The organism is Alishewanella sp. SMS8 (genome assembly GCF_030737935.1).
Classification (GTDB): Bacteria; Pseudomonadota; Gammaproteobacteria; order Enterobacterales; family Alteromonadaceae; genus Alishewanella; species Alishewanella maricola.
This window is the reverse complement of the sequence record NZ_JAPJEA010000002.1, coordinates 482,035-506,500: the sequence shown is the minus strand read 5'-3', so window position 1 is coordinate 506,500 and position 24,466 is coordinate 482,035. Positions and strand designations below refer to the sequence as shown.

At 47.0% G+C, this 24,466-nt stretch carries 19 protein-coding genes; 13 read left to right on the top strand and 6 right to left on the bottom strand.

Going from position 1 to position 24,466, the window contains the following annotated elements; genetic code table 11:
* Positions 1 to 2: 2 nt before the first annotated feature.
* Positions 3 to 2,906 (bottom strand): RNA polymerase-associated protein RapA, encoded by a 2,904-nt coding sequence (gene rapA / locus ORJ01_RS09815; protein WP_306177866.1) that lies wholly within the window; start codon positions 2,904 to 2,906, stop codon positions 3 to 5.
* Between the two features lie 247 nt (positions 2,907 to 3,153).
* Here rapA and ORJ01_RS09810 point away from each other — a divergent pair, with 247 nt between their 5' ends.
* The 3 genes from ORJ01_RS09810 to ORJ01_RS09800 all read left to right on the top strand — a co-directional run bounded on the left by ORJ01_RS09810 (position 3,154) and on the right by ORJ01_RS09800 (position 6,523).
* Positions 3,154 to 4,545: a PhoH family protein gene (locus tag ORJ01_RS09810; protein ID WP_306177865.1), complete on the top strand. Its 1,392-nt coding sequence runs from the start codon at positions 3,154 to 3,156 to the stop codon at positions 4,543 to 4,545.
* 79 nt (positions 4,546 to 4,624) lie between these two features.
* The gene (locus tag ORJ01_RS09805; protein WP_306177864.1) at positions 4,625 to 5,659 is read left to right on the top strand and encodes a hypothetical protein; all 1,035 of its coding nucleotides are present in this window, start codon (positions 4,625 to 4,627) and stop codon (positions 5,657 to 5,659) included.
* Between the two features lie 36 nt (positions 5,660 to 5,695).
* The gene (locus ORJ01_RS09800) at positions 5,696 to 6,523 is read left to right on the top strand and encodes an RluA family pseudouridine synthase (protein WP_306177862.1); all 828 of its coding nucleotides are present in this window, start codon (positions 5,696 to 5,698) and stop codon (positions 6,521 to 6,523) included.
* A 26-nt stretch (positions 6,524 to 6,549) separates the two neighbouring features.
* Here ORJ01_RS09800 and ORJ01_RS09795 read toward each other — a convergent pair whose 3' ends face one another.
* Together ORJ01_RS09795 and ORJ01_RS09790 are read right to left on the bottom strand one after the other, a co-directional pair.
* Positions 6,550 to 8,598, bottom strand: coding sequence for a tetratricopeptide repeat protein (locus ORJ01_RS09795; protein ID WP_306177861.1), 2,049 nt, complete (start codon positions 8,596 to 8,598; stop codon positions 6,550 to 6,552).
* Between the two features lie 67 nt (positions 8,599 to 8,665).
* Positions 8,666 to 9,601, bottom strand: a complete 936-nt coding sequence (locus ORJ01_RS09790) for a D-2-hydroxyacid dehydrogenase (protein ID WP_306177860.1) — start codon at positions 9,599 to 9,601, stop codon at positions 8,666 to 8,668.
* A gap of 206 nt (positions 9,602 to 9,807) precedes the next feature.
* Here ORJ01_RS09790 and ORJ01_RS09785 point away from each other — a divergent pair, with 206 nt between their 5' ends.
* The 3 genes from ORJ01_RS09785 to ORJ01_RS09775 all read left to right on the top strand — a co-directional run bounded on the left by ORJ01_RS09785 (position 9,808) and on the right by ORJ01_RS09775 (position 12,360).
* Positions 9,808 to 10,737, top strand: coding sequence for an ABC transporter ATP-binding protein (locus ORJ01_RS09785; protein WP_306177859.1), 930 nt, complete (start codon positions 9,808 to 9,810; stop codon positions 10,735 to 10,737).
* Positions 10,734 to 11,915, top strand: coding sequence for an ABC transporter permease (locus tag ORJ01_RS09780; protein WP_306177858.1), 1,182 nt, complete (start codon positions 10,734 to 10,736; stop codon positions 11,913 to 11,915). The genes ORJ01_RS09785 and ORJ01_RS09780 overlap by 4 nt, the downstream gene beginning before the upstream one ends.
* A 124-nt stretch (positions 11,916 to 12,039) precedes the next feature.
* Positions 12,040 to 12,360, top strand: a complete 321-nt coding sequence (locus ORJ01_RS09775) for a hypothetical protein (protein ID WP_306177857.1) — start codon at positions 12,040 to 12,042, stop codon at positions 12,358 to 12,360.
* Here ORJ01_RS09775 and ORJ01_RS09770 read toward each other — a convergent pair whose 3' ends face one another.
* A complete protein-coding gene (locus tag ORJ01_RS09770; protein WP_306177856.1) occupies positions 12,361 to 12,831 on the bottom strand; it encodes a TerB family tellurite resistance protein in 471 nt (156 codons plus the stop codon).
* 115 nt (positions 12,832 to 12,946) lie between these two features.
* Here ORJ01_RS09770 and ORJ01_RS09765 point away from each other — a divergent pair, with 115 nt between their 5' ends.
* The 3 genes from ORJ01_RS09765 to ORJ01_RS09755 all read left to right on the top strand — a co-directional run bounded on the left by ORJ01_RS09765 (position 12,947) and on the right by ORJ01_RS09755 (position 18,066).
* Positions 12,947 to 13,768, top strand: coding sequence for a zinc-dependent peptidase (locus tag ORJ01_RS09765; protein ID WP_371930724.1), 822 nt, complete (start codon positions 12,947 to 12,949; stop codon positions 13,766 to 13,768).
* A gap of 96 nt (positions 13,769 to 13,864) precedes the next feature.
* Entirely contained in the window at positions 13,865 to 14,920 is a 1,056-nt protein-coding gene (locus tag ORJ01_RS09760) for an efflux RND transporter periplasmic adaptor subunit (protein ID WP_306177855.1), read from the top strand.
* Complete coding sequence (locus tag ORJ01_RS09755) at positions 14,920 to 18,066, top strand: efflux RND transporter permease subunit (RefSeq protein ID WP_306177854.1); 3,147 nt, start codon at positions 14,920 to 14,922, stop codon at positions 18,064 to 18,066. Before ORJ01_RS09760 ends, ORJ01_RS09755 begins: the two co-directional genes overlap by 1 nt.
* On the opposite strand, the gene ORJ01_RS09750 is transcribed toward ORJ01_RS09755, so the two are convergent.
* Positions 18,047 to 18,229 carry a hypothetical protein gene (locus ORJ01_RS09750; RefSeq protein ID WP_306177853.1) on the bottom strand — a complete coding sequence of 61 codons (183 nt, stop codon included), beginning with the start codon at positions 18,227 to 18,229 and terminating at the stop codon, positions 18,047 to 18,049. The two genes, ORJ01_RS09755 and ORJ01_RS09750, sit on opposite strands and share 20 nt — an antisense overlap.
* Positions 18,230 to 18,365: 136 nt before the next feature.
* Here ORJ01_RS09750 and ORJ01_RS09745 point away from each other — a divergent pair, with 136 nt between their 5' ends.
* The 4 genes from ORJ01_RS09745 (at position 18,366) to ORJ01_RS09730 (ending at position 23,351) form a co-directional block, all read left to right on the top strand.
* On the top strand, positions 18,366 to 19,337 hold the full coding sequence (locus ORJ01_RS09745) for a calcium/sodium antiporter (protein ID WP_306177852.1): 972 nt from the start codon (positions 18,366 to 18,368) through the stop codon (positions 19,335 to 19,337).
* Positions 19,337 to 21,565 carry an exonuclease domain-containing protein gene (locus ORJ01_RS09740; protein WP_306177851.1) on the top strand — a complete coding sequence of 743 codons (2,229 nt, stop codon included), beginning with the start codon at positions 19,337 to 19,339 and terminating at the stop codon, positions 21,563 to 21,565. The genes ORJ01_RS09745 and ORJ01_RS09740 overlap by 1 nt, the downstream gene beginning before the upstream one ends.
* 170 nt (positions 21,566 to 21,735) lie before the next feature.
* A complete protein-coding gene (mtgA, locus tag ORJ01_RS09735) occupies positions 21,736 to 22,425 on the top strand; it encodes a monofunctional biosynthetic peptidoglycan transglycosylase (protein ID WP_306177850.1) in 690 nt (229 codons plus the stop codon).
* A 98-nt stretch (positions 22,426 to 22,523) separates the two neighbouring features.
* Positions 22,524 to 23,351, top strand: coding sequence for a DNA ligase (locus ORJ01_RS09730; RefSeq protein ID WP_306177848.1), 828 nt, complete (start codon positions 22,524 to 22,526; stop codon positions 23,349 to 23,351).
* Here the strand turns inward: ORJ01_RS09730 and ORJ01_RS09725 are convergent.
* Entirely contained in the window at positions 23,348 to 24,271 is a 924-nt protein-coding gene (locus ORJ01_RS09725; protein WP_306177847.1) for a DMT family transporter, read from the bottom strand. The two genes, ORJ01_RS09730 and ORJ01_RS09725, sit on opposite strands and share 4 nt — an antisense overlap.
* Positions 24,272 to 24,466: the final 195 nt, after the last annotated feature.

Sequence of the window (24,466 nt, the reverse complement as noted above, 5' to 3'; positions counted from 1 at the left end):
CGTTAATCGTGACTCACCACGATCACTCGGATCGCATCTAATTTTAACCGAGCTTTGGCCAAGTACTCATTCAGTTGCTGGCATTGCTGCTGTTGATGAGCGATCTCTTCATCCCGCACTAAGGGGTTTACTTGGCGAAGTGCCTGCAAACGCTCGATATCTGCGGTTAAGCTTTGCTGCATTTGGGTTTGTGCTTGGCTGCGTAATTGCTCAAGTTGCAGCGTGGCTAACTGTTCCGCTTGTTGCAGCATAGGGTGGATCAGATTTTGTAAGGCATTCACCAGTTTTGTCGCCGTTTGTCGACCAACCGGTTTTAATTGACGATTAAAGTTATCAAACGACACTTTGGCTGCCAGATCTTTACCGGTTTTATCTAACAACATACGAATCGGCGTAGGCGGTAAATAACGCCCCAATTGTAACGCCGCTGGCGCGCTCGCTTCTGCGATATAAATTAACTCCACAAAGAAGCTACCAACCGGTACGGCTTTGTTAGGTAATAATGCCACGGAGCTGTTACCTAACACATCATTACTCAGGATATCCAAAGTGCCTGTGACCATCGGGTGATCCCAGCTTAAAAATTGAATATCTTCTTCGGCTAATGCGGTAGCGCGGTCAAAGGTGACTGTGGTGCCATCATCTGCTAATCCAGGATAGTTTTGCTGTAAATGCTCAGATGGCCGTAAAATGATGCTGGTATCAGAGCGATCTTCTTGATTAACGCCCAGTAAATCCCACGCCTTGAACATCAGCATTGGCAGTTTAACGTCTTGATCGAGTGCACTGACTTCGGCAGCAAGTTGTAACGCTTGTTGGCCACCGCTGGAGTTGATTTCTAATAACTGATCGCGGCCTTGCTCCAATTTAGCTTGTAACTCGGCGGCCAATTCAGCACAGGCTGCGATTAATTGCTCGGCCTCGTCGCTCGGGCCTCGGTAGTCAGCGAGTAGCTGTTCTAACTGCGTTTTTTGTTGTTCAAAAATCAGGCGGCCCGTTTGGCAGGTTTTGGCAAACGCATTTAAACCGTGATGATACCATTGCAGTAATAATTGCTGCGCAGTATCCGCGAAGTAGGGGATATGGATCTGAATATCATGCTGCTGCCCAATCCGATCTAACCGGCCAATCCGCTGTTCGAGTAAATCAGGGTTTAGCGGTAAATCAAACAATACCAAATGTTCGGCGAACTGGAAGTTACGACCTTCGCTACCAATTTCAGAACACAGCAACACTTGGGCACTGTACTCTTCTTGGGCAAAGTAGGCGGCCGCTTTATCTCGCTCGATAATGCTCATGCCTTCATGGAATACGGCGGCACGAATACCTTCAGATAAACGTAAGGCTTCTTCCAAGGCGAGAGCCGTGGCTGCCGACGCACAAATCACTAAAAATTTGCCGTGTTTCGCCGCTTTTAACGCGGACAACAAATATGCAACACGCGGGTCAAATTGCCACCACTGGCTGTTTTCACCTTCAAATGCCTGAAAAACTTGCTCTGGAAAGAGATTAGCGGTGATTTTAGCGTGCACCGAGGCGTCTTGTTGCAAGGCGCGATGCACTTTTAAGGCATTTTGATATTGCTCTGGCATTGCCAGAGGTTGTAATAGCGGGCAACGTTTTGGGAAGCCTTGAATGGTGTTACGGCTATTGCGGAATAAAATGCGGCCGGTTCCATGACGATCTAATAACTTTTCGACCAGCTCATGCCGCAACGTTTCGGTGAGGGGGTGCTGATCGGCGAGTGACTGTAATAGCGCTTGGCTAGCGCTATCGTTTAACAAGTTGTTTAACGAGGCTAACAAGTTGGCATTCAGTGACGTGGCGCTTATCAGTTGCTGAGCCAACTCGGCGATCTGCTGATAATCTTGCTCTTCAGCTTGAAATTGTTCGTAATCATAAAAACGATCAGGATCTAATAACCGTAGCCGGGCAAAGTGGCTCTGATGGCCAAGTTGATCGGGGGTGGCTGTCAGTAAGATTAAACCGGCTGTATCTTGGGCTAGGGCCTCGATGCGCTGATATTCCGTGCTAGGCTTTAACGGATCCCAATGAAGATGGTGAGCTTCGTCGACCACCAATAAATCCCAGTGGCTACTGACCGCATGCTCATGCCAGCTGCGCTTTTTCGCTAAAAACTCCATGCTACACAGCACGAGTTGTTCGGTATCAAACGGGTTATCCGCATCGAGTTGCGCTTGCTGGCAACGTTCTTCATCAAAAATCGCAAAACGCAGATTAAAGCGCCGCAGCATTTCTACCAGCCATTGATGTTGTAATGACTCGGGTACAATAATCAAAATACGACTGGCCAAGCCCGTCAGTAATTGCTGGTGAATAATTAAACCGGCTTCAATGGTTTTACCTAAACCTACTTCATCGGCCAATAACACGCGTGGCGCGTGGCGCTGTGATACTTCGCGTGCAATATGAAGCTGATGTGGGATCAAGCTAACACGACCACCAACCAAACCACGCAGCGGGCTTTGTTGCAGGCTTTGTTGATGCTGCCAGCTTTGATAGCGTAATGGGAAGAATTCAAAACGGTCTACTTGACCGGCAAATAAGCGATCTTGAGGTTTGTTAAAACTCAGGAAGTGGTCTAAAAAGGTTTCGCGTAAAATGCAGGGTTCTTGCGTATCTAAGCGAATGCCGTGATAACTTAATAGTGCGTTTTCAATCGTTACTTGCTGCACCAGTAAAGTAAAGCCCTCTGCACTTTTCACTTCATCGCCGATGTTAAAACTCACGCGAGTCAGAGGCGCTTCTTGCTGAGCATAAAAGCGTGTTTCACCGCTGGCGGGGAACAGAATTGATAGCATTCTGCCCTCCAGTGCAATTACAGTACCTAAGCCTAAATCAGACTCTGTATCGCTGATCCAACGTTGTCCCAGTGCAAAATTCATTCTAAACCCTAACTGTCAAAAACGGGGCGCTATGGTACAGCGAAACGACCTTGGTTGCATCTGTCTCGCACAGCTTTTTCTTCAGCAACGATTATAAGTTGTCATGCTGTTGTCATCTGGTAACGGCAACGTAGCAATTAGCGTCTAAGGTGCGGTTCGGCACTTTTAGTCGCAGTCTGGCAAAGTTGCACTATGCTAAAAAGAGCCGTAATACATTACGGTGAGATAAGCAAATAAAGGAGTGCTTATGGCGCGGAAAAAACAGCAAGCGAAAAAAATTTATGTTCTAGATACCAATATTTTGTTGCATGAACCTTTTGCCTTCCTCAATTTTGAAGAAAACGATGTTGTGATACCGATGACGGTATTAGAAGAACTTGATCATATAAAAGATAAAAATAAAGACGTCAGCCGAGATGCACGAGTGGCAATTCGTGCGTTAGAAGATATTTTAAAAGACGCCTCCCCAGAGCAAATGCTGCACGGTGTGGCGTTACCCAGCCGCCAAGATGCCAAGCCCGCCGGTCATATTTTTATTGTTAACGATCACCATCTAAAAGATGAAATCCCTGGTTTACCCGGCGGCGAGAACGATCATCTGATCATTAACACCGCCTTGTATTTGCAGCGCGAAAAAAGCCCTGTAAAAGTCATATTGGTGACAAAAGACATCAATATGCGTTTAAAAGCCAAGGGTGCGGGTTTAAAGCATGTAGAGGATTACCGCACTGACCAACTGATAGATGATGTACGCTTTCTCTATAAGGGCTATTACAAATTTGCCGGAGAATTTTGGCCACAAGTCGGAGAATGTCACAGTGTGAATGAAGGGCGAGATACGGTCCATTACATCAACCGAAAGGTCTTACCTAATGCTTATGTTAACGAGTATCTAGTCGATGAGGCTGAAACTTTTGCTGGGAAGGTTTTGGCAGTTAGCGAGCACGAATTAAAAATCCAAGACTTCGGTTATGAGCGATTAATGCATCGACATGCTTGGGGGATTCATCCAAAAAATATTTATCAAGCCATGGCCTTAAATGCCTTGCTCGATCCGCAAATGGATTTGGTGATTTTAACTGGCCCCGCCGGATGCGGAAAAACCCTAATTGCCTTAGCTGCCGCGCTGGAGATGGTTATCGAAAAAGGCATTTACGATAAAGTCATTGTGACGAGGAATACACCTGAAATTGCCGAGTCTATTGGCTTTTTACCAGGCTCTGAAGAAGAAAAAATGGCACCTTGGTTGGCGGCCATTACTGATTCGTTAGAAGTACTGCACAAAACCGACGAACATCCGCATGCCAGCGTGAATTACATTATGGAAAAGGCGAATATTCAGTTTAAGTCGGTTAACTTTATGCGTGGCCGCAGTATTCAAAATGCCATTGTTATTTTAGATGAATGCCAAAATTTAAGCGCAGCGCAGTTAAAAACCATTATTACCCGCTGTGGCGAGGGAACAAAATTAATCTGCTCAGGTAATTTATCGCAAATAGACAGTAATTATCTTACTGCGGTGACCTCGGGGCTCACTTACATTGTGGAGCGTTTTAAAAACTTTGAAGGCAGTACTACCGTTAATTTAAATGGGGTTGTTCGTAGTCGATTAGCCTCTTTTGCTGAGGCGAACTTGTAGTTTTCTGCGATGGATAGATTGACTAATTAATGAAACGCGCTAATTTAGTTTCAACGCAATTGTTAACAAGGAAAGGTTGATGCAAAATCCAGCGCTTTACGAATATCGCCGTACGGTCAAATTGGCGGCGCTATTCGTCCTAATGTTGAGTTTTGTTGCGGCACTCTGTCACTTTTTATTGACCATCGATAACCGGCTACAACACACCGAACAACGTTTGCAATTTAAAGCCGCACAAATTGACACGCAACTACAACCGCTGCTGAATTTGCTTGATTGGTTAACCAAACTGCCGTTTAGTGAGCAAGCTGCTTTGCAAAGCTCGCTTTCGTTAAAGCTGCATAATCGTCAGGGAGAGCCATTAAATACCGCGGAGTTAGTAGAGAAAACCGACAGTGTGGCCAGCGAATTGTTATTACTGCAGCATCTCGATTTAGCCTTTACGGCTATCGAATTGATGCAACCCGCGCTAGAGCGCATTGTGTATGTGTCAGAACAACATTTTATTTATGCTAATCCGCAGACACAGTTCACCGCAACTTTAGCGAGTTTAGTGCCATGGTTTGAGCGATATGAGCAAGCTGAAGGCTCAGCTAAACCAGGTTTAGCGACTTTGGCGCTAAGTAAAAACAAAGTATTGCTAAGCCAACGTATCCAGCAGCCGAATGGTGGGGCAGGGTATATTTTATTTGTGTTAGATGTCCCTTTATTGTTGATGCCATTACAACAGCAAACACCGGGGGCTGATTTCCTGTTATTAGATGAGCATGGCCATATGCTCGGTGGCACGACAAAAGACGACAGCAAGGTCGATGAAATGTTACTGCAATTACAGCGGATAGGTCGGCAGCAGTTTTCTTTAGCGATGCTTGAAGCACGGAATGGCTTATTTAGTGCCGGCTTTAAAAGCTTTATTGCTTATTGGATTGGCTATCTTGTCGTGTTGTCGCTGGCAACCTTAGGTTATGCGTATCGTTACAAGCAAAAAGTGGTGGGGCCGGTGCGGCGTTTAACGGTTCATGTTGAGCGAGCGATCCGCGATCAGGGTGGCGTAAGACATATTCCTAGTGGTTGGGAAGAGATCTTTGATAAGATCAGTCGATTGAAATCCTGATATACCTTTGCCAATGGCAAGGGCTGAGAATTTATTATGAAGTTGTCTCGTCAACTGCCGGTGACTACGGCCATCTCTGCTATCGATTTACTGGTCTCTGCTGCTCCTGAATTAAGTAAAGGCCGTTTAAAAGATGCGATGAACAAAGGTGCAGTGCAGTTAGTCGGCAAGCCAGTTAAACGGTTGCGCCGCGCTCAATTCATGTTAAAGCCCGGTGCAACACTACTGTTAAATTACGATGAGGATATTTTGCAGCGGCAATGTGCGCCTGCAACCTTATTATTTGATGAAACCGCGTACAGTATTTGGTTTAAACCAGCAGGTATGTTGTCGCAAGGCAATGAGTGGGGCGATCATCTGAGTTTACTGCGCTTTGCTGAGCAGCATTTTACCCCAGCGCGACAGGTTTTTTTATTACACCGCTTAGACCGTGAGGCCAGTGGCTTAGTTATTCTTGCTCACAGCAAAAAAGCGGCTGCCGCTTTTAGTCAATTAATTGCGCAGCGACACATTGCCAAAGGTTACGCCATTACGGTAAAAGGCCAATTATCTGCCGATTTAATAGCAAATGGGGTGATCAGTTTACCGTTAGACAATAAAGCCTCAGAAACCCGTTTTACTGTTGAGGCTTATGATCCCGTTACCGATTGCAGCCGACTTAATGTGCAGTTAATCAGTGGTCGAAAACATCAAATTCGTCGTCACTTTGCCAGTGTTGGGCATCCGGTGTTAGGCGATCCACACTATGGTAGTGGCAATAAATCGGCGGCAGGGTTGGCATTACAAGCGGTTTGTTTAAGCTTTAACTGTCCATTACGCCGACGCCAGCAGCTTTTTGAGCTGCCAGCGGCACTGCGTATATAGCGTGAGAGGGTAATCAGGTTAGGGGGTTAATCGGCTTGTTCTGGCGTTAGAACTTGTTGATTGACCAAAATGGTCAGTTCGCCCAAGCGATAAGCATTGACAATATCTGTGCGTAAATCTTCTACCTGCCATTCGCAGGGCCTAGCATGTTCAGTTGTGAAACTTAACCGCCAAGCCAGATCCGCTGGCGGAGATTGCTCAAGTAATGACCAACCAAACCATACGATATCGGTTAAACCATTCAAATCACGTTTGTGCCAATTGGGTCCTAGCAATGAAGCTAATTCCAGTTCTGCCGTTAAAATAGCGGGTGCAACACCTAGCGCGAGCAATTTATGGCTGAATGATTGAATGGCTTGTTCTAACAAAGCACTTTGTGCGGCTTTATCTTGGCTGTCAACGGCGAGCCAAAGCATTTCACTGCCACTAAAGGATGCGTTAACCGCTTCCGTATCTAGCTCTTGTGCTAATTGTTTCAGCATATTGGTGACAATGCGTCGACCAAATTGCCGCTGTAAGGCAGCACGCTGGCGCGGCATTATAACGAGTAAGCTTTGTGTTTGCTGTTGATCCAGCACTTTAGCCTTCTCACGGAACTGGATCCATTGTGGTGGCGCTAACTCTGGCACTACCGAAGGCGTGACGGCGTTTTGTTGCCGGCGCACCAATTGCCAAAAAACAAAGCAGATAAAAATCAGTAAAACCAGTAACGCTTGCAGTAAAAATTGGCGAGATTCTGTTTCTGCTAAGGTTTGCTTTAATGTGGTTAATTGCTGGCGATATTGCTCTGCTTCATTAAGTTCTGATAAGCCATCGCTTAGCTCAGCCATGTTGTACTGCATTTGTTCAGCTAATTCTTGTTGATTTAACTGTGTGACTTTTTCTTGTAAGGTATAGGCTAGTTGCCAATCGCCTGCCGCACTCGCTAAAGCTGCTGCGCTATCGTGATAGCGCAATTGTAAAAAAGTGGCGGCTTGTTCGATATCCGGGCTTAATTCATTTAGCAGTACTTTTGCTTCAGCATAACGTTGTTGCGTAATCAATAACTTAACAATGGCCAACGCAGTTTCTTGCATCATGCTGCGCATGTTTAACTGTTTAAAGTTTTGAAAAGCCAATTGATAATACTGTTCTGATTGTGGGTAGTTTTTACTTAAAAGTGCGGCGCGACCCAAGCTGTAATAGACCAAAGCGGTGCGCTGTTTGTGCTGTAATTGCTCTGCGATCTCTAAGGCTTGTTGCAGTAAAGTTTGAGCTTGTGCTATCTGCTGTTCACCTTCCATATAACTTTCAGCCATGTAAATCAGTACATGACTGTAATTCGACAGCCGATTTAATTGTTGATAGCGTTCAGCCGCTTGTTGAAAGTGAGTGAGGGCAAGATCATGTTGATCAAGTTTGCGATAAGCCATGCCCATGCGGAAGTAAATCGATGCAATTTGTTCGTCATCCGATAACTCACGGGCAATGACCAGCGCTCGTTCAAAATGACTAAAGGCGACTTTATACTGGTTATTTTGCAATGCTAATCGGCCAATCAGCACTAAGGCATTCAACTGGCGTGGGGTATTGCTGAGCTCTTCAGCTAGCAGCAAACTCCGCTTGGCATATTCTAAACCTTGGCTAAGATTACCCAATACATTATGAGCAGAGGCAAAGCTGTTTAGTACATCGCTCAATAGTACTTTTGCAGCCACATCTTTTAACGAGGTGAGGCGCTTTTCAGCTTCAACTAATTGTACTAGTGCCATCTCGGCATCTTGAAAATAAATGCCATAGATTTGCGCTTTATGAAATAAACTCATGGCGCGAAGGTAATCGTTTGGCGCCATGTTTTCTGCTTTATTAACCGCATCTAAAGCGGCTTCACGTTTGCCGAGTGTTTGATAACTCTCTGCTAAGACTAAATAGTCTTCGGTGCTTAGGCTGTTCTCTGTTTGCGTTTGTAGCGACGTGATCACTTGTTCGGCATGTTCACTGCTGCTTGCTGCGTCGCGCATTCTCGAGCTCAGCGTTTCTGCGGCTAAGTTCGTACTGATAAACAGTATAAAGGTAACAAACGTCAGGCATTTCATAGCACTTTTGCTCTTATTAGGTTGTTGACCACTGCATTCAACTTGTTGGCGCATGGTGTTAAGTATTCTACTGTGTTGCTATAAAATTATTAATATTGTCAGCAATTTTGCTCACCATCCGTGCTCTGGCTTCGCGGCTGGCCCACCCAATATGTGGGGTAATTAATAAATTCGGTAAGGCACAGTGCAACAGCGCCGTGTCTGGCGCGGGGGGTTCTTCGGCTAACACATCTAAACCGGCTGCCAGTTTTCCTTGTTGCAAAGCATTAATTAATGCTGCGGCATCGATTAACGCGCCTCGTGCGGTATTAATTAAAATCGCGCCGGGTTTTAGCCATGCCAGCCGCTGTGCGTTAATAAAAGCTCGGGTGTCTGTCGTTAACGGACAATGTAATGACACCACATCGGCTTGAGCAAAGGCTTCTGCCATCAGCATTCGGCCTGGTCGGGCTTCGGTTGCGCTGGGGCGCTCTGCAATAATCACCTGCATGCCAAAGGCTGCAGCTAATTTTGCTGTGGCTTGACCTAAAGCACCATAACCCACAATCACCATGGTTTTATTGGCTAATTCCATTATCGGAAAATCCAGCAAACAAAAAGAACGGCTTTGTGCCCATTTGCCCGCGGCAACCCGCTGCTGATAGCCAATAAGTTGATTGGTGAGTGCCAGTAATAACGCAAAAACATGCTGCGGCACCGCCGTCTCGGCGTAGTTACGCACATTTTTTACCACAATGCCGGCGGCGGCTGCCGCGTCCAAATCGATATTGTCGGTGCCGGTTGCACTAATCATAATCGCTTTTAAACGCGGTAGCTGCTTCAGTACCCCGGCATCTAAGATGCATTTATTCACGATAGCAATATCAGCATTGCGCAAGCGCGGCACAATCTGCGCGGTTGTACTGTAGTCGTGTAAGGTTAATTCACCATCAATGTGCTTTAACGCTGAAAAATCCGCATCACCTAAGGTGGCAGCATCTAAAAAAACCAGTTGAAGAGCCATAATTTATTCTTAAATACCAAAGCTATAAATTAGCAGTAGAGCAATTACACTGTTTTACCATAGCCGTAGCTAAAATGCAGCAAGTGTTGTTGTTAGACCATTGGCTAAGTGGTTCTGAGATTTTTGTTATACATTTGCTAACACATTGCTTGTGAATTAGCGTAGTGGCTTTGCTATTATCGTATTTTGATAAAGGAGTAAGCGGCATGCGAATAGCGGTATCGGCTATTGAAAAAGCTTATGCAACGGTGCAAGCCGTGCGGGGCGTTAGTTTTACCATTGAACCGGGTGAGATTTTCGCCTTATTGGGCCCAAATGGTGCGGGTAAGTCGTCTATTATTCGTATGTTAGTGGGGATGACGTTGCCCGATACGGGCACTATTCAGGTCGAATACCAACAGCAGCGCTATAACCATATACCACGGCGTCAGTTGGGTTACTTACCCGAAGACCGTGGTTTATATCCGGATAAAAGCGTTGAGAAAAATTTATTGTATTTGGCGCAATTACACGGTTTAAGCAAAGCAACCGCACAGCAGCAAATGTCGCACTGGTTAGAGATATTTGAGTTAACTGAACGGCGACATGAAGACTTAAAGCAATTATCAAAAGGTAATCAACAAAAAGTGCAGCTGATCGCGGCCGTGATCCATCGGCCGGCCGTGGTGATTTTGGATGAGCCATTTTCTGGCTTAGACCCACTCAATCAGGAAAAAGTCGTCGCCTTTTTAAAAGAGCTGCGCCAGCAAGGTATGACGGTGATCCTCAGTGCCCATCAAATGGCGATGGTAGAAAAATTGGCTGACCGTATGTTGCTGATGGCAAAGGGCAAAGTAGTCTTAGCTGGCACCTTAGCCGAGATCCGACTACAAGCACAGCCAAAGCAAGTGGTATTAATTGAAACTGAACAAACCGTCAGTGAAGACAGCTTAGCGTCAGTATTGGCTGATGAGCATTGGCAATGGCAGTCGAGTCACAGTTTTAGTGTCACCTTAGCCAACAGCATGGATCTCACACACTGTTTGCAACGTGTTTTGGGCTCATTCACTGTGCGCGCCGTGACCATGCAAGCAGCCGATTTACATCAATTATATGTGTCGGCCATGGCCGAGCATCAGCAAGGGAGTGCAGCATGATCTCTAAGCAAAGCTTAATTGTCGCTAAATGGGAGTTTTTACGCTTCTTTAAGTGGAAACAACAGCTGATCTCCTACCTGTTAATGGTGTTGGTGATGGCTGCTGTGGTGGCTTGGAGCTTTTTTGTGGACGAAAGTCGGCATCAATATCGGATTGCGGTGCCTGCGCATTTTACGTTGGAAAATACTGAGCAATTTCAGTTTCAGCGGCCCACGATAACCTTAGATGAGCAATTGACACAGTTAAAAGAGACTCAAACTTGGCATGCGGTGGTCAGCGAAGAGGCTGAGGCTATTGTGGTGCATACGCTATCGGGTAAAAAATGGCAGCAAACACTGGATAGCGAGTTACAAAAGTACTTTCGGCAAGTTTATGGTCAGTCACAAGGTTTGTCTGCGGCACAGTTAGCGACATTAGAAGAGCCTGTTACCCTTGAAATGCGTTATTTGGATGACAACTATAAGGGCAGTGATCGGCCGGAGAAGATGATCGCGATAGGTTTATTGTTTTTATTACTGATTGGTTTATCGACGGCCTTTGGCCAATTACTGATGAGCATTACCGGTGAAAAACAACAACGCGTAACCGAACAGTTATTCGCTATTGTAACGCCACAGCAGTGGATTGATGGCAAGGTGCTGGGACACAGCTTAAGCGCAATGAAAGCCATGTTTACCACCAGTTTAGTCATAGTGTTAAGTACGGTGATCACGCTGTTGTTTATCGCCGATAAGCCGGTAGATTTTACTTGGCTAAATTGGGCGGTCATCGCTTGGCTAGTCCCGTTTGCTTTAATTGGCTTGTTGTTATGCGCCTGTTTTATGGCGGCTATTGCAGCTTCGATTGATGATCCTAACACCAGCGGTAAAGGGGTAGTGATGATGGTGACATGGTTACCGCTGTTATTTACTTACTTGGTCATCGATAGCCCCACTGGCTTTGGCATGACCTTACTCAGTTGGTTACCATTGACGTCGTTTGCGGCTATGCCGGTAAGATTAGCCATGGTAGAACTTGCTTGGTGGCAACCCTTGCTATCGTTATTATTGCTACTGGGTACGCTGTATTGGTTAAGGCGTTTAGCTGGGCGGATCTTTTTACGCGGTATGCAGATGTATGGCAAAGAACCGAGTTGGGGCGATATTATGCGCTGGGCACTGAGCAATAAAACCGAGTAATCGTATTTTTGAACTATTCAGGTCAGGATCAGCCAGATAAGAGATAATAAGCTGCCGTGGTAACACGGTGGTGCTTTTTGCAGAGAAAGGTTCGACTTACTGCAGCAAATTAAATGAGGTTATTATGTTTGATTCATCCTTTCGCCAGCAAGCAGCCGCTTGGCAGCGCCAGTTTCAGCTGCAGCATCGAGGCAGCTTTTTACAGCGTGTGCTCGCCTGGTTGGTACTGGGTGTCATGCTGATGGTCGGGGCCTTTTTACTGTTGTTTGCCTTAGTTCTCAGCTGGGTATTGATCCCCATTTTGATTTTTCGGCATCGGCAACGCATGCGTAAATTTAGAGAGCAGGCCGGTCAATATCAGCAGCAACAGCAAAGCCACACGCGTTCTGGCGGTCAAGTAATTGAAGGCGAAGTTATCCACAAAGATGACGCCGATCCACGTTAGTTAAGTGGGTTTATTGGCCAGCTTACTTTGAATAAAATCACTGTGGCGGATGAACAGTAAATCCGCTACTTTGCGTAACATCGCATCTTCATGTGGGTCGATATTGCCATCGGCATAAGCCACTTTCCATAACTGGTCTAAAACGGCAATGCGCTGCGGCTCGGTTAAACTTTTTAGTTTCGAGGTGTAAGCGTGTAAGCAGGTTGAGTCAGCCGCCATTTGCTGCGCCTGAGCAAAAACCTTTTTGGTATGCTCTGGGGTTAATCGATATTCCTCTGATAAATAGCGTTGCACCAGTTGCTGCTCAGCTTCAGCGCTGTCAAAGTCTGCGTGTGATAACTGTAGCATCAGTACCACGGCCATAAACTCTGCTTCGTTAAGCCCAGCTTGTTGCCAATGCTGTTCAGCCGCGCCGGCACCTTGCCAATCGTTACTGGCTTTTTCGAGTAAGTTTTTTAAAAGATTAAACATGACAACTCCTAAATCACTGCAGCCATAGCGCCTAACTGCTTGGCGCTAAATGCTTGAATTTTGTCAGACCTCACCCCACTAAAAGAGTTCGACTGCCTCTTGCTGGAGCACCTGAGTGCCCTTACTTATTCTATTAATACTGACCATCTTAATCAGTGGTTTTATCTTTGGCCAGCCTTACTACCAACGTTGGCAACGGCAGAGAATCCGCGCGCGGCCTTTTCCCGAGCCTTGGCGGCAGATCTTAAAAAAGCGTTTACCTTATTATCGCGCCTTGCCCACTGATCTGCAGCTGCAATTAAAAAAACATATTCAGGTGTTTATTGCAGAGAAAGATTTTATAGGTTGTGCAGGCTTAACCGTTACCGATGAAATGCGCGTGACCATAGCGGCGCAAGCCTGCTTGCTGTTATTAAACCGACCCAATCATTACTTTCCGCAGCTAAAATCGATCTTGATTTATCCTGCCGCCTTTATTGTGGCCAATGCGCAACAAGATGCGGCGGGCTTAGTCAGTGAGCAACGACGTATTCTCAGTGGGGAATCATGGCAACAAGGGCGGGTGATTTTAAGTTGGCAAGATACTTTGGCTGGCGCCGCCAATCCAAAGGATGGTCACAATGTGGTGATCCATGAGTTTGCGCATCAGTTAGATCAAGAACATGGCAATGCACAAGGTGCACCATTATTGCAACGCAGTAGTGATTATCAGCAATGGTCTCAGGTGATGCAGCAAGCCTTTGATCAATTACGATGGCAGCTACAACAAGGCCAACCTGTGCTGATTGACCCTTATGCGGCAACTAACCCTGCAGAGTTTTTTGCAGTGCTATCTGAAGTGTTTTTTGAACAGTCGGCCGAATTAGCGAAACAGCATCCGGCATTGTATCAACAATTGAGCTACTTTTATCGATTAGACCCATTAAGTTGGCACTAATCGCGCAGAGGCCGTCTTTCGCCGTGTGCGGATTGATCGTTATGCTCACTTTACGCATAACAGATTAGGCTAACCTGCTGATGATAAGGAAAGACAATGCGGCATTTATGGGCAATAACATTACTGTGGAGCGGTATCTTGCTGGCACAAGAAGCGGTGCCTGTGCAAGCGATTCAGCCTGTTGCCAACAGTTTGGCAGAGCAACTCACGGTAACCGGCACCTTAACGGCGCGTCAAGATGCGAACTTATCAAGTAAAACGGCGGGTTTGGTGGCACAAGTTCATGTTGATGCGGGGAACCGTGTGGCAGCGGGAGACGTGTTGCTGACTTTAGATACCGCCTTGGCACAACATGATTTAGCACAGTTTCAAGCGGGGTTAGCGTTAGCTGAAGTCAACTTACAAGAACAGCAACGCTTGGTTGCCGAAGCCGAAACGCTGACGTCGCAACAGCTTTTTCCACAAACGGAATTAGCGTTAAGAAAAGCGGCATTGCGTCAAGCCGAGGCCCTAAAACGCCAAGCAGCTGCGGCGCTGGCGCAGCAGCAAGAGCAAGTAGCACGTCACCAGTTAACCGCACCTTTTGCCGGCGTGGTGGTTGAGCGATACACTGATGTGGGTGAGTATGTCAATTTAGGTGCCCCAGTATTTCGCTTAGTGGCCTTAACGCCGTTGTATCTTGACGTGCAATTACCACAAGAATATTACCCCGCCCTAGCGGATCTTTCGCATATTGATGTTATCTCTGATCTTTATCCTAATAACGCCTTGTCCGCCACCTTAACGGCCGATGTGCCCGTGACCAGCGGTAATGCCCGAAGTTTTCTGGCAAGGCTCACCGTCGAGAGCCAGCTTAGTGGCTTATTGCCAGGTACGTCAGCCCGCGCGGTATTCCATTTTCAACAACGTGAGCGTCAAGTCTTGGTGGTGCCTGCTGATGCGTTGCTACGCCATGCTGATGGCAAATTCAGTGTGTTTTCTATTGCTGACGGTAAAGCCTATCGCCGACTTGTGACACTTGGGCGTAATACCACTGCCGGTGTAGAAATTGTGTCGGGTTTACCCGAAGGTGAAGCGGTGGTGGTGCGAGGTAATGAAAATTTACGTGATGGCCAAGCGGTTCGGTTAGTTAGTGTGGCAGGAGGCAACTGATGTTAGCTGCCGCAATCCGCCATGGCACCATTTTAACGGTTGCTGTTTTAATTATTTGTGTAATGGGTATTGTTGCCGCTTTTCGAATACCCGTGCAAATGATCCCTGATCTGGAAGTCAGAACCATCAGTGTGGTCACGGGCTGGCCTGGTGCCACGCCGCAAGATATTGAAAAAGAAATTTTAATTGAGCAAGAGCGTTATTTACGCAATTTGCCTAATTTGCAGCGGATGATTTCCAGAGCAAGTACTGGCTCAGCTAACATTGAGTTAGAGTTTCCATTCGGGGTGGATGTTAATGAAGCCTTGATCCGAGTCAGTAATGCCTTAAGCCAAGTGTCTAGTTATCCTGAAAATGTCGACCAACCGCGCTTATTAAGCAGCTCCTTTTCCGCAAATGCCTTTATGTATTACCGCTTAATGCCCCTTGCCGGCAACCCGCTGCAATTAGATATGGACATGCTGCGAGATTTCGCTGAAGACGTGGTTAGGCCCCGTATGGAACGCGTGCTTGGGGTATCTGAAATTGGTGTCAGCGGCGGTGCTGAGCGGCAAATTCAGGTGCTGGTCGATCCGGCTAAATTGGCACAACGCGGTTTAAGTATGAGTGATGTGCGCCAAGCCATTCGCGAGCGTAACCGCGATAGCTCTGCAGGTGATATCGATAACGGTAAACGACGCTATTTATTGCGGGTGATCGGCCGTTTCGATAATTTAAGCGAATTAGAAGACGTTATCCTTGCACAACGCGGCGCTGAACAAGTGCGACTGCGTGATGTTGCTAGCTTGGTGTTAGATCATTTTGAAGTGCGGCAACTTTCTTATGCAGACGGTGAGCAAGCTATAGGTTTATCTGTCAGCCGCGAAAGTGGTGCCAATGTTATCGCCATTAAACAAGGTATGTTGGAGGTTGTAGCGCAGCTTAATCAAGATTTATTAGCGCAACAAGGTTTGCAACTGATGCTGATTGGCGATGACGTGCGTTATGTTGAAGATTCTATCGTTAATGTCTGGACCAACTTAGCATTAGGGGCCGCTCTAGCAACCCTGGTTATGTATCTGTTTTTACGTTCTGGCCGTGCCACCCTTGTCGGCATTATTGGCCTGCCAATCTGCACCATTGCGTCATTCCTTGGTTTGTTATTATTTGATCGCACCATCAATGTCATTTCTTTAGCGGGAGTCGCCTTTGCCATTGGTATGACGGTGGATAACACTATTGTGGTGCTCGAAAGTATTGAGCAAGCCAGGCGACGGGGCTTAACTAAGTTTGATGCAGCTTTAGCTGGTGTGCGTGATGTTTGGCCAGCGGTATTAGCCTCAACCATGACCACGGTGTTGGTGTTTTTGCCTATTTTGTTTATCGAGGAAGAAGCCGGGCAGTTGTATTCCGACATTGCGATATCGATTGCCGCGGCGATAATTGCCTCGATGTTAGTGGCAGTGTTTGTGGTACCTTCCGCCTTAGCCAGAATGGGATTTGGTGGTCAAGCTGCGGCTCAAGCAGGCGGATCAGCTGCGCCAAGCCGAATATTGGCTGTGATAAATCGGCTAACTGCCAACGGTAAGCGGCGGGCAGCCGTTATGCTGAGCACACTCGTCTTTACCTTGGGCTTAGCCGCTTGGTTAATGCCCCCTGCCGAGTACCTGCCCGAGGGCGAAGAGCCGAAAGCATTTTCATTGATGATTGCGCCACCCGGTTACAACCTCACTGAAATGGCGATGATTGCCGAAGAGGTCAGGGCGTTTCTAGAGCCGCACGTAATGGCAGACGCGCAAGCGTTTGACGAGGGTACCACCGGCATGCCCCCTTTGAAATATTATTCAATGAATGTGTCAGTAGGGCGAATTTGGTTGATGAGTGAGCCGGTGCGAGCCACGGATATACAGGCGATGATGGATCGCTTAACGGCGTTATTTCGGCAGTATCCTGGGATGCGGGCTTTTTCTTCACGAGGTTCCATAATTAGCAGTAATGATGGCGGTACCCGTGCGGTGGCGTTGGATATTTCTGGGCCTGATCTGGCGAGTTTATATGCGACCGCTGATGCCGCCTATTTGGCAGCACAACAGCTATTTGACAACCCACAGTTAAATTCTGATCCGTCGTCGTTGTCTTTAGATCAGCCGCTGATTGAAATTCGCCCCAACTGGCAACGCTTGGCAGAGCAAGGCTACAGTGCGGCAGACTTTGGCTTTGATGTTGCCGCGTTAAGCGATGGTGCCTTTGTTGACGAGTTTTTCTTAAACGACGATAAAGTGGATATTTTCTTATTCAGTGCGGCGGGTAATCAACAAGAATTGGCCGCGTTGGGGCAAGCGCCCTTGTATACACCGGCTGGCGCAGTATTACCGCTCAGTGCCTTGGCTTCACTGCGTGAAGTGGCCGACAGTGATAACTTACGGCGGGTAAATGGTTTACGAACTGTCACGTTGTATATTATTCCACCTCGCGACGTCGCGTTAGAAACCGCTGTTGAGCAAGTACAGCAACAGCTTGTGCCACAATTACAACAACAAGGCGCCATTGCCCAAGGCGTTAGCCTCGATATTACTGGTGCCTCGGATCAGCTTGATGCCACTAAGGCGGCGCTAAGTGGTAACTTTATGATTGCGATTGTCTTAATCTATTTATTACTGGTTGCCATTTTCCGGCATTGGGGCTATCCGCTGTTAATTTTAACGACTGTGCCCTTAGGGCTGGCGGCGGCACTGGTCGGTTTGGTCACCATTAACGCAACGGGGAGTGTGTTTACTGCGATGGGGCTAAGCGGTTTTCATCAACCCTTTGATATGATCACCATGTTAGGGTTTTTAATTTTGCTCGGCACAGTGGTGAACAACCCCATTTTGATTGTTGATCAAAGCCGGCGTAATTTTGCAGCACAGCCTGGTAAGGTACAAGCCGCAGTGTTGACCGCGGTGGCTACACGGTTAAGGCCTATTTTAATGTCCACCGCAACGACAGTGTTTGGTTTGGCGCCTTTAGTGTTCCTCCCCGGTGAAGGCACAGAGTTGTATCGTGGCGTGGGGGTCATAGTGTTAGGTGGTTTGCTGCTGTCTACGGTCGTCAGTTTACTCTTCTTACCGGCATTATTAATCTCGGTATTTAATGCCATACCGCGTTTTACGCGAATAACATCTTAAGTAATTGCGCAATTAACACTAAGGCGACCAACGGCAGGATCCAGCGACTGTATTTACGATAGTCCTGCTCTGCTGCATCGCCTTTTTTAGCAAACTTTTCCATAACGGGCACTAAAATCATTAAGGCCAAAAATAAAACTGCTAGAATGCCAAGTAACGCCATTTTGTTATTTATCCTTCAACGTGTTTACACCGCGAACACGGCCCGATATATATTTATCAAGGCACCGTTCGCCCCTCTATTGACCTTATCATACGCATGTTAAACTGCCCACAATCTCTTAAAAGGAATGGTTATTATGTTGCTGGCGGTATTAGCGTTGTTAGCAGGCTTAGGCTTGCTGGTGTGGAGTGCAGACAAATTTGTAGATGGCGCGGCGGCAACAGCTAAATATGCAGGTATGCCACCGTTGCTGATTGGTATGTTAGTGGTGGGTTTTGGTACTTCAGCGCCAGAAATGGTGGTATCGGCTATGGCAGCCAGTGATGGTAATCCCGCTTTGGCTTTAGGTAATGCTTATGGCTCGAATATCACCAACATTGCGTTAATTTTAGGCTTAGTCGCGTTGATTAGCCCTATTGCGGTTAATTCGCAAGTGCTGCGAAAAGAGCTGCCCATTTTATTAGGCGTAACCTTGTTTGCCGGTTGGCAATTATTCGATCACCAGCTAACACGGTTTGATGCTTGGTGTTTGTTAGGCGTGTTTTTACTGTTAATGATTTGGTCGGTTTGGCAAGGCATGCGTAACCCTGGCGATCCGATGGCAGTCGAAATGAATTCCGAACTGGCCAACTCCGAGAGTATGAGCTTAAAACAATCGATAATCTGGTTGTTGGTAGGCTTACTGTTATTGATTTTGGCTTCGCGGATGTTGGTGTACGGTGCGGTGTTTATTGCACAATCATTGGGTGTCAGCGATTTAGTCATCGGCTTAACGGTGGTGGCGGTGGGCACCTCGTTACCGGAGTTGGCGTCTTCATTGATTGCCATCAAAAAAGGTGAGCACGATATTGCCTTGGGTAATGTGATCGGTTCAAACCTGTTTAATACCTTAGCGGTAGTGGGTATCGCTGCGGCTATTCAACCGATGAGTGTTGATGCCGTGGTATTAACACGCGATTGGACCTTGATGGCGGTGCTGACTGCGGCGTTATTGGTGCTCGGGTTTGGTTACAAAAAACAGGGGCGTATTAATCGGTTTGAAGGCGCGCTGCTGCTGGCCGTATTCTGTGGTTATACCGGTTATCTATTAAGCACCGTGTTGGGCTGATGGCATATCACAAGCCTGAGTTAGATAGCGGTTATTATTTACAGCATTTTAATGAGCTGCTGCAGTTTGTGGCAGCGCATTATCAAGCAGTGTTAACGGCAGACAGTCAGGCTTTTATTAGCGACTTTGCTGCCTTAGCGCCCTCTGCGCAGCTGTTGTTGGTGCGCATGCTGAATCGCAAAGGCGCAGTGTTTTGTGATAGCGAGCTAAGTTACGATGAAATTGGTGCGCCAACACCTTGGTTAACGCTGTTACAGCAACAGGGTTTTGTCGCAGAACTACAGACTGCGGATTTAACCGATTTTTGGTTACGTCTGACCAAACACACTTTATGGCAATTACTTGAGCTGGCGCAGCAGCAATTAGCCGCGCCGTTGGAGCTTAAAAAAAGCGCCACCAAACCCCAATTACTGCGTGTCGCGTTAAGTTTACCTGTGGATTGGTTGGCTCTGATCCACCAGTTACCACAGCGCTATGTGGTGTTACAGCGGCAAGCCGCACTGAGTTATATCTATTTCCTGTATTTTGGCCGCATAGAAAGCAATTTATCGCTGTTTACGCTGCGCGATCTGGGTATTCGGCAAACCGGGCAATTTAAACAAGTCTTCCAACCTCGCTTTACCGAGTTAGCTCAAGCGCAACTGGCTTTTAGCATTGCTAGCGCTAAAGCACCGATCCAAGCATTAGCCAAAAAACTGAAACCGCTTACAGATGTGGCAACCATTCGCGCCGAATTACAGCCGATGCTCACTATGGTTGAACACTGGCTGCAAACCGATGATCCGCAGCTCAGCACTCAGCGCAGCGAGCGATGTTATCAGCTAGGCCGGATTGCCGAGCAGCAGCGGCAAATGGATTTTGCTATCGCGTTTTATCAGCAAAGTGCTGATTTTCCCGCATCAGAGCGACTGGCGCGCTTGTATTGGCAGCAAGGCGAGCGCGAGCAATGCCAAAGCTATTTGCAGCAACTGTTAAATGATCCAGCCTGTGATGAAGAATGGCTGTTCGCCGATGATTTTTTCACTCGGCACTTTCCTGCGCCAGGCACGGTCAGTGCTAAGCGCTCCCGACTGACAGAATTACTGCAACAAGCCCCCAGTATCGGTGTGGATGAGTTGTACTTAGGTAAAGCAGAGCAAGGCTTGAGCGCACATTATCAGAGCCAAGGCTATCAGGCGTTTCATGCCGAAAATAACCTATGGCTGGCGCTATTTGCCCTATGGTTTTGGCATGAGCTATTTGAGCATCCGGCGAGTGCCTTGCATAACCCGTTTGAACGGCGGCCACGCAATCTCAGTGCTGGGCTGTTTTACTCGCAATTTGCCGACAGTATTGAACAGAAACTGCAATTGTTGGCCGAGCCTACGGCAACGCAGTATTTACTCAGTGCTTTGGCCGCGCATTTTGGCAAACGCAATAGTATCTGTTTTTGGCCGCAAGACTTGGCAGAGCAACTGTTACCCTTAGTTAAGCAGGCTCCTGCCAAGGCGTTAGCCACTTTGTTACGTCATATGGCGCAAGATTTTCAGCGCTGCAGCAGTGGCTATCCTGACTTGCTACTGATTAAAGGGAATGAGCTGGCTTTTGTTGAAGTCAAAGCCCCGGGTGACAAGATCCAGCGCCATCAGCTCGCGCGTTTGTTAGCTTTGCAGCAAGTAGGGTTTAACGCCCGTTTAGAAAAACTGCATTGGATCATCGATCCTGATCGTATTTATGTGGTACTCGATGTCGAAACCACTGGCGGTAAAGCGGGGAGTGATCGGGTCATTGAAATTGGTGCGGTTAAAGTACAATCTGGCGAGATCATTGACAGCTTTAGCACTTTACTTGATCCTCAGCGGCGCATTCCGTCTTTTATCAGCCGACTAACCGGCATTACAAATAATATGGTTGTGGGCGCGCCCACCTTTGCCGAAATAGCCGATAGCTTAGCGGCTTTTCTTAACGGCGCGGTGTTCGTGGCGCATAACGTGAAATTTGATTACGGCTTTATTAAGGCCGAGTTTGCTCGGTTAGCCATACCCTTGGATATGCCGCAGCTGTGTACCGTGGTAAATATGCGCCGGTTTTACCCCGGGCATGTTTCTTACAGCTTAGGCAAATTATGCCAAGCGTTAGACATTCCATTGCTGAATCATCACCGCGCTTTAGATGATGCTAAAGCCGCTGCGCAGTTACTCTTACTGATAAATCACAAACGCGGTAAGCCAGAGCACGCCATTCCCTAACCTCTTTTTAATGCGGTATACATTGCCTTAATAGAGGGCATAGGTAATTGAGCTATGCCGTCATTGCCGTTAGCAATAAAGGGGGCTGGCTTAATAGGGTGTGCTGCTGTCATCGTCTATAGTGTTAAGGGCAACATGTAAGAGTCATGGCTTTAATGAAGAGGGTTAGAATGACACAACATCAACGCAGTTGGCTTGGCTGGACAGGGTTAGTCATTTGGCGTTTTTTGCTCTGCTTTTGCCTGATTTTAATGATTTTGCTGTCTGTGCTGCGGTTTCTCCCGCCACCTACCTCCGCTTTTATGCTGCAAAGCCCTTATCCCGTGACGCAACATTGGATAGACATTGCTGATCTACCGGCGCATGTGCCGTTAGCGATGGTTGCCTCTGAGGACCAGCGGTTTCCGGAGCATTGGGGGGTAGATTTTGCGGCGATCAGTCAAGCGCTACAGCAATTTGATAATGGTGGTGGTCTGCGGGGGGCGAGCACCCTAAGTCAGCAAACAGCAAAAAATCTATTGTTATGGCCAGGACAAAGTTTTTTACGTAAAGGCATAGAAGCGGGTTTAGCGCTAAGTCTTGAAGTGGTTTGGGGTAAAAAACGCATTTTAGAGGTGTACCTCAATCTTGCTGAATTTGGGCAAGGCATATACGGTGTTGAAGCGGCTAGCCAACATTATTTTGCTAAATCGGCGCGTTATCTCACCGTTAATGAGGCGGCAAGGCTTGCCGTGTTGTTACCCAGTCCACGCTCGCGCGATCCACGTCTATTAACGCCTTATTTGCGTCAACGCGTCGCTTGGGTCGAGCGACAAATGCGGCAATTAGGGAGCAGTTACTTAAACCCGATATTGCATTAATCACTGGTGGTAGCGATAACTCCGACCCAACTGCAAAAAAAACAGCAAAGGTTAACAAGCGGCTATACTTTATTTTTTTAAATAAAGGATGCCAAATAATGATTAGATTGTTAATTGTTCTGTGGGTGTGCGCATTGCCTTTAGGGGGAGCCGCTAAGCCTGAGTTGTTGTTAGCTCAGATTTACCATGAAAATGTCGACATTCAAGATTATTGGGTAAGCGAGAAATTAGATGGTGTGCGTGCTTATTGGGATGGTAAACAACTACTTAGCCGAGGAGGCAATATTATTGCTGCGCCGTCTTGGTTTCTTGCTGATTTTCCAAGCCAAAAGTTAGATGGTGAGCTGTGGCTGGGTCGCCAGCAGTTTGCCGCCACGTTAAGCATAGTGAGCAAGCAACAACCGGTACAGAGCGAATGGCAACAAATTCGCTATTACGTATTTGAGTTACCCGAGGCGGCAGGAACCTTTAGTGATCGGGTCTTGGCAATGCACGCGCTTAAACAGCAGCTCAATTCGCCTTATATCGTCATTGTGCCGCAGTTTCGTGTTGCGGATAAGCAACAACTGTTTAATAAACTTATTGAGCTGGAGCAGGCTGGAGCAGAGGGCTTAATGTTGCATCATCAAGCCGCGTTGTATCATACCGGCAGAAGTCAGGCGTTATTAAAGCTGAAAACCTATCAGGATTCAGAAGCCGAAGTGGTGGGGTATCGCCCGGGCAAGGGCAAGTATCAAGGTATGGTCGGAGCGCTTATCGTCAAAACACCTGAAGGTAAAACCTTTGCTATTGGCAGTGGTTTAACGGATGCGCTTCGCGAAACACCACCAGAAATTGGCACGGTGATAACCTATCGGTATAACGGTCTGACCGTGCATGGTTTACCCCGTTTTGCGCGTTTTTTAAAAGTGCACTCCGATTTTTAAGCCATGGGTTCGAGTTTCACGGTGGCGGGGCGCAATAAGGCTCGGATCCGTTCAAAGGGAGTCAACACGATAGCATTGCCCAGTAACACCAGCGCAAAACCGCTAAAGGTATAACTGGTCCAGCTAAAACCTTCAAATAAGGTACTTAATACCACGGCCACTAATGGAAACAGCACTATGGTATAGCTGGCTTTTTCCGGGCCAATTTTTTTCAGTAGCGCAAAATAACTGGCAAACGCGATGACCGAGCCAAAGATCGCCAGATAGAGCAATGAAGCAAGATAAGCCGGTTCAGTACTGAAGTTAAACTGTTGTCCTTGCCATAATGCCGCTAACAATAATACGCCGCTACCGTACAGCATGCCCCATGCATTCACTTGCATAATGGGCATGCCTTCTCGTGAGTTGCGCACGCTGACCATGTTGCCAAACGAGGCCGAGAGTGCACCCGATAAGATCAGCAATAAGCCGATTAAGCTGGCATTGGTAAAATCTAACCCATCTAAATCAGGCCAAAACAGCACCACAATACCGGCGATGCCCATTAAGGCACCAAAATAAATACGTTTCGCTACCGGTTTGCCGAAAAACAACCGCGTATTAACGATGTTCATCAGTAGCATAGTGGTAAAGGCGATGGCGGTCATCGCGGAGGTCAGGTATTGTTGTGCTTGATAAATAAACAGAAAGTTGACGGCAAAATTGAGCGTGGCTAACAACAAAATAAAGCCATGCTGGCGCAGCGTGAAACGCATATCGAGCTTTTTGTACCAGCAAAATAGCCACATCAGTACAGCGGCAATTGCAAAACGGTACAAGAGTGATACTTCAATCGCAACTTCACCGAGTTGAAACTCAATGGCAAACCAGGTGGAACCCCAGATCAACACGGTAACTAAGTACAATAAGATGTTTTGCATAAAGCGATGCCAGTGGCGATAAAGGCACTGATCATAAAGCCTTGTGCAAGATTAAAACAGTAGTCAAAGTAGAATTTTATGTGGTTTGTTTAGCAACAAGGGTGGTTTTGTTGGGAGTCAAACCATTAAGCTGCGCAAGGTTTTAATTTTGCATAGTCTGTGCCCCTAAACATTTGCTAAACATGTAGTGAGAAA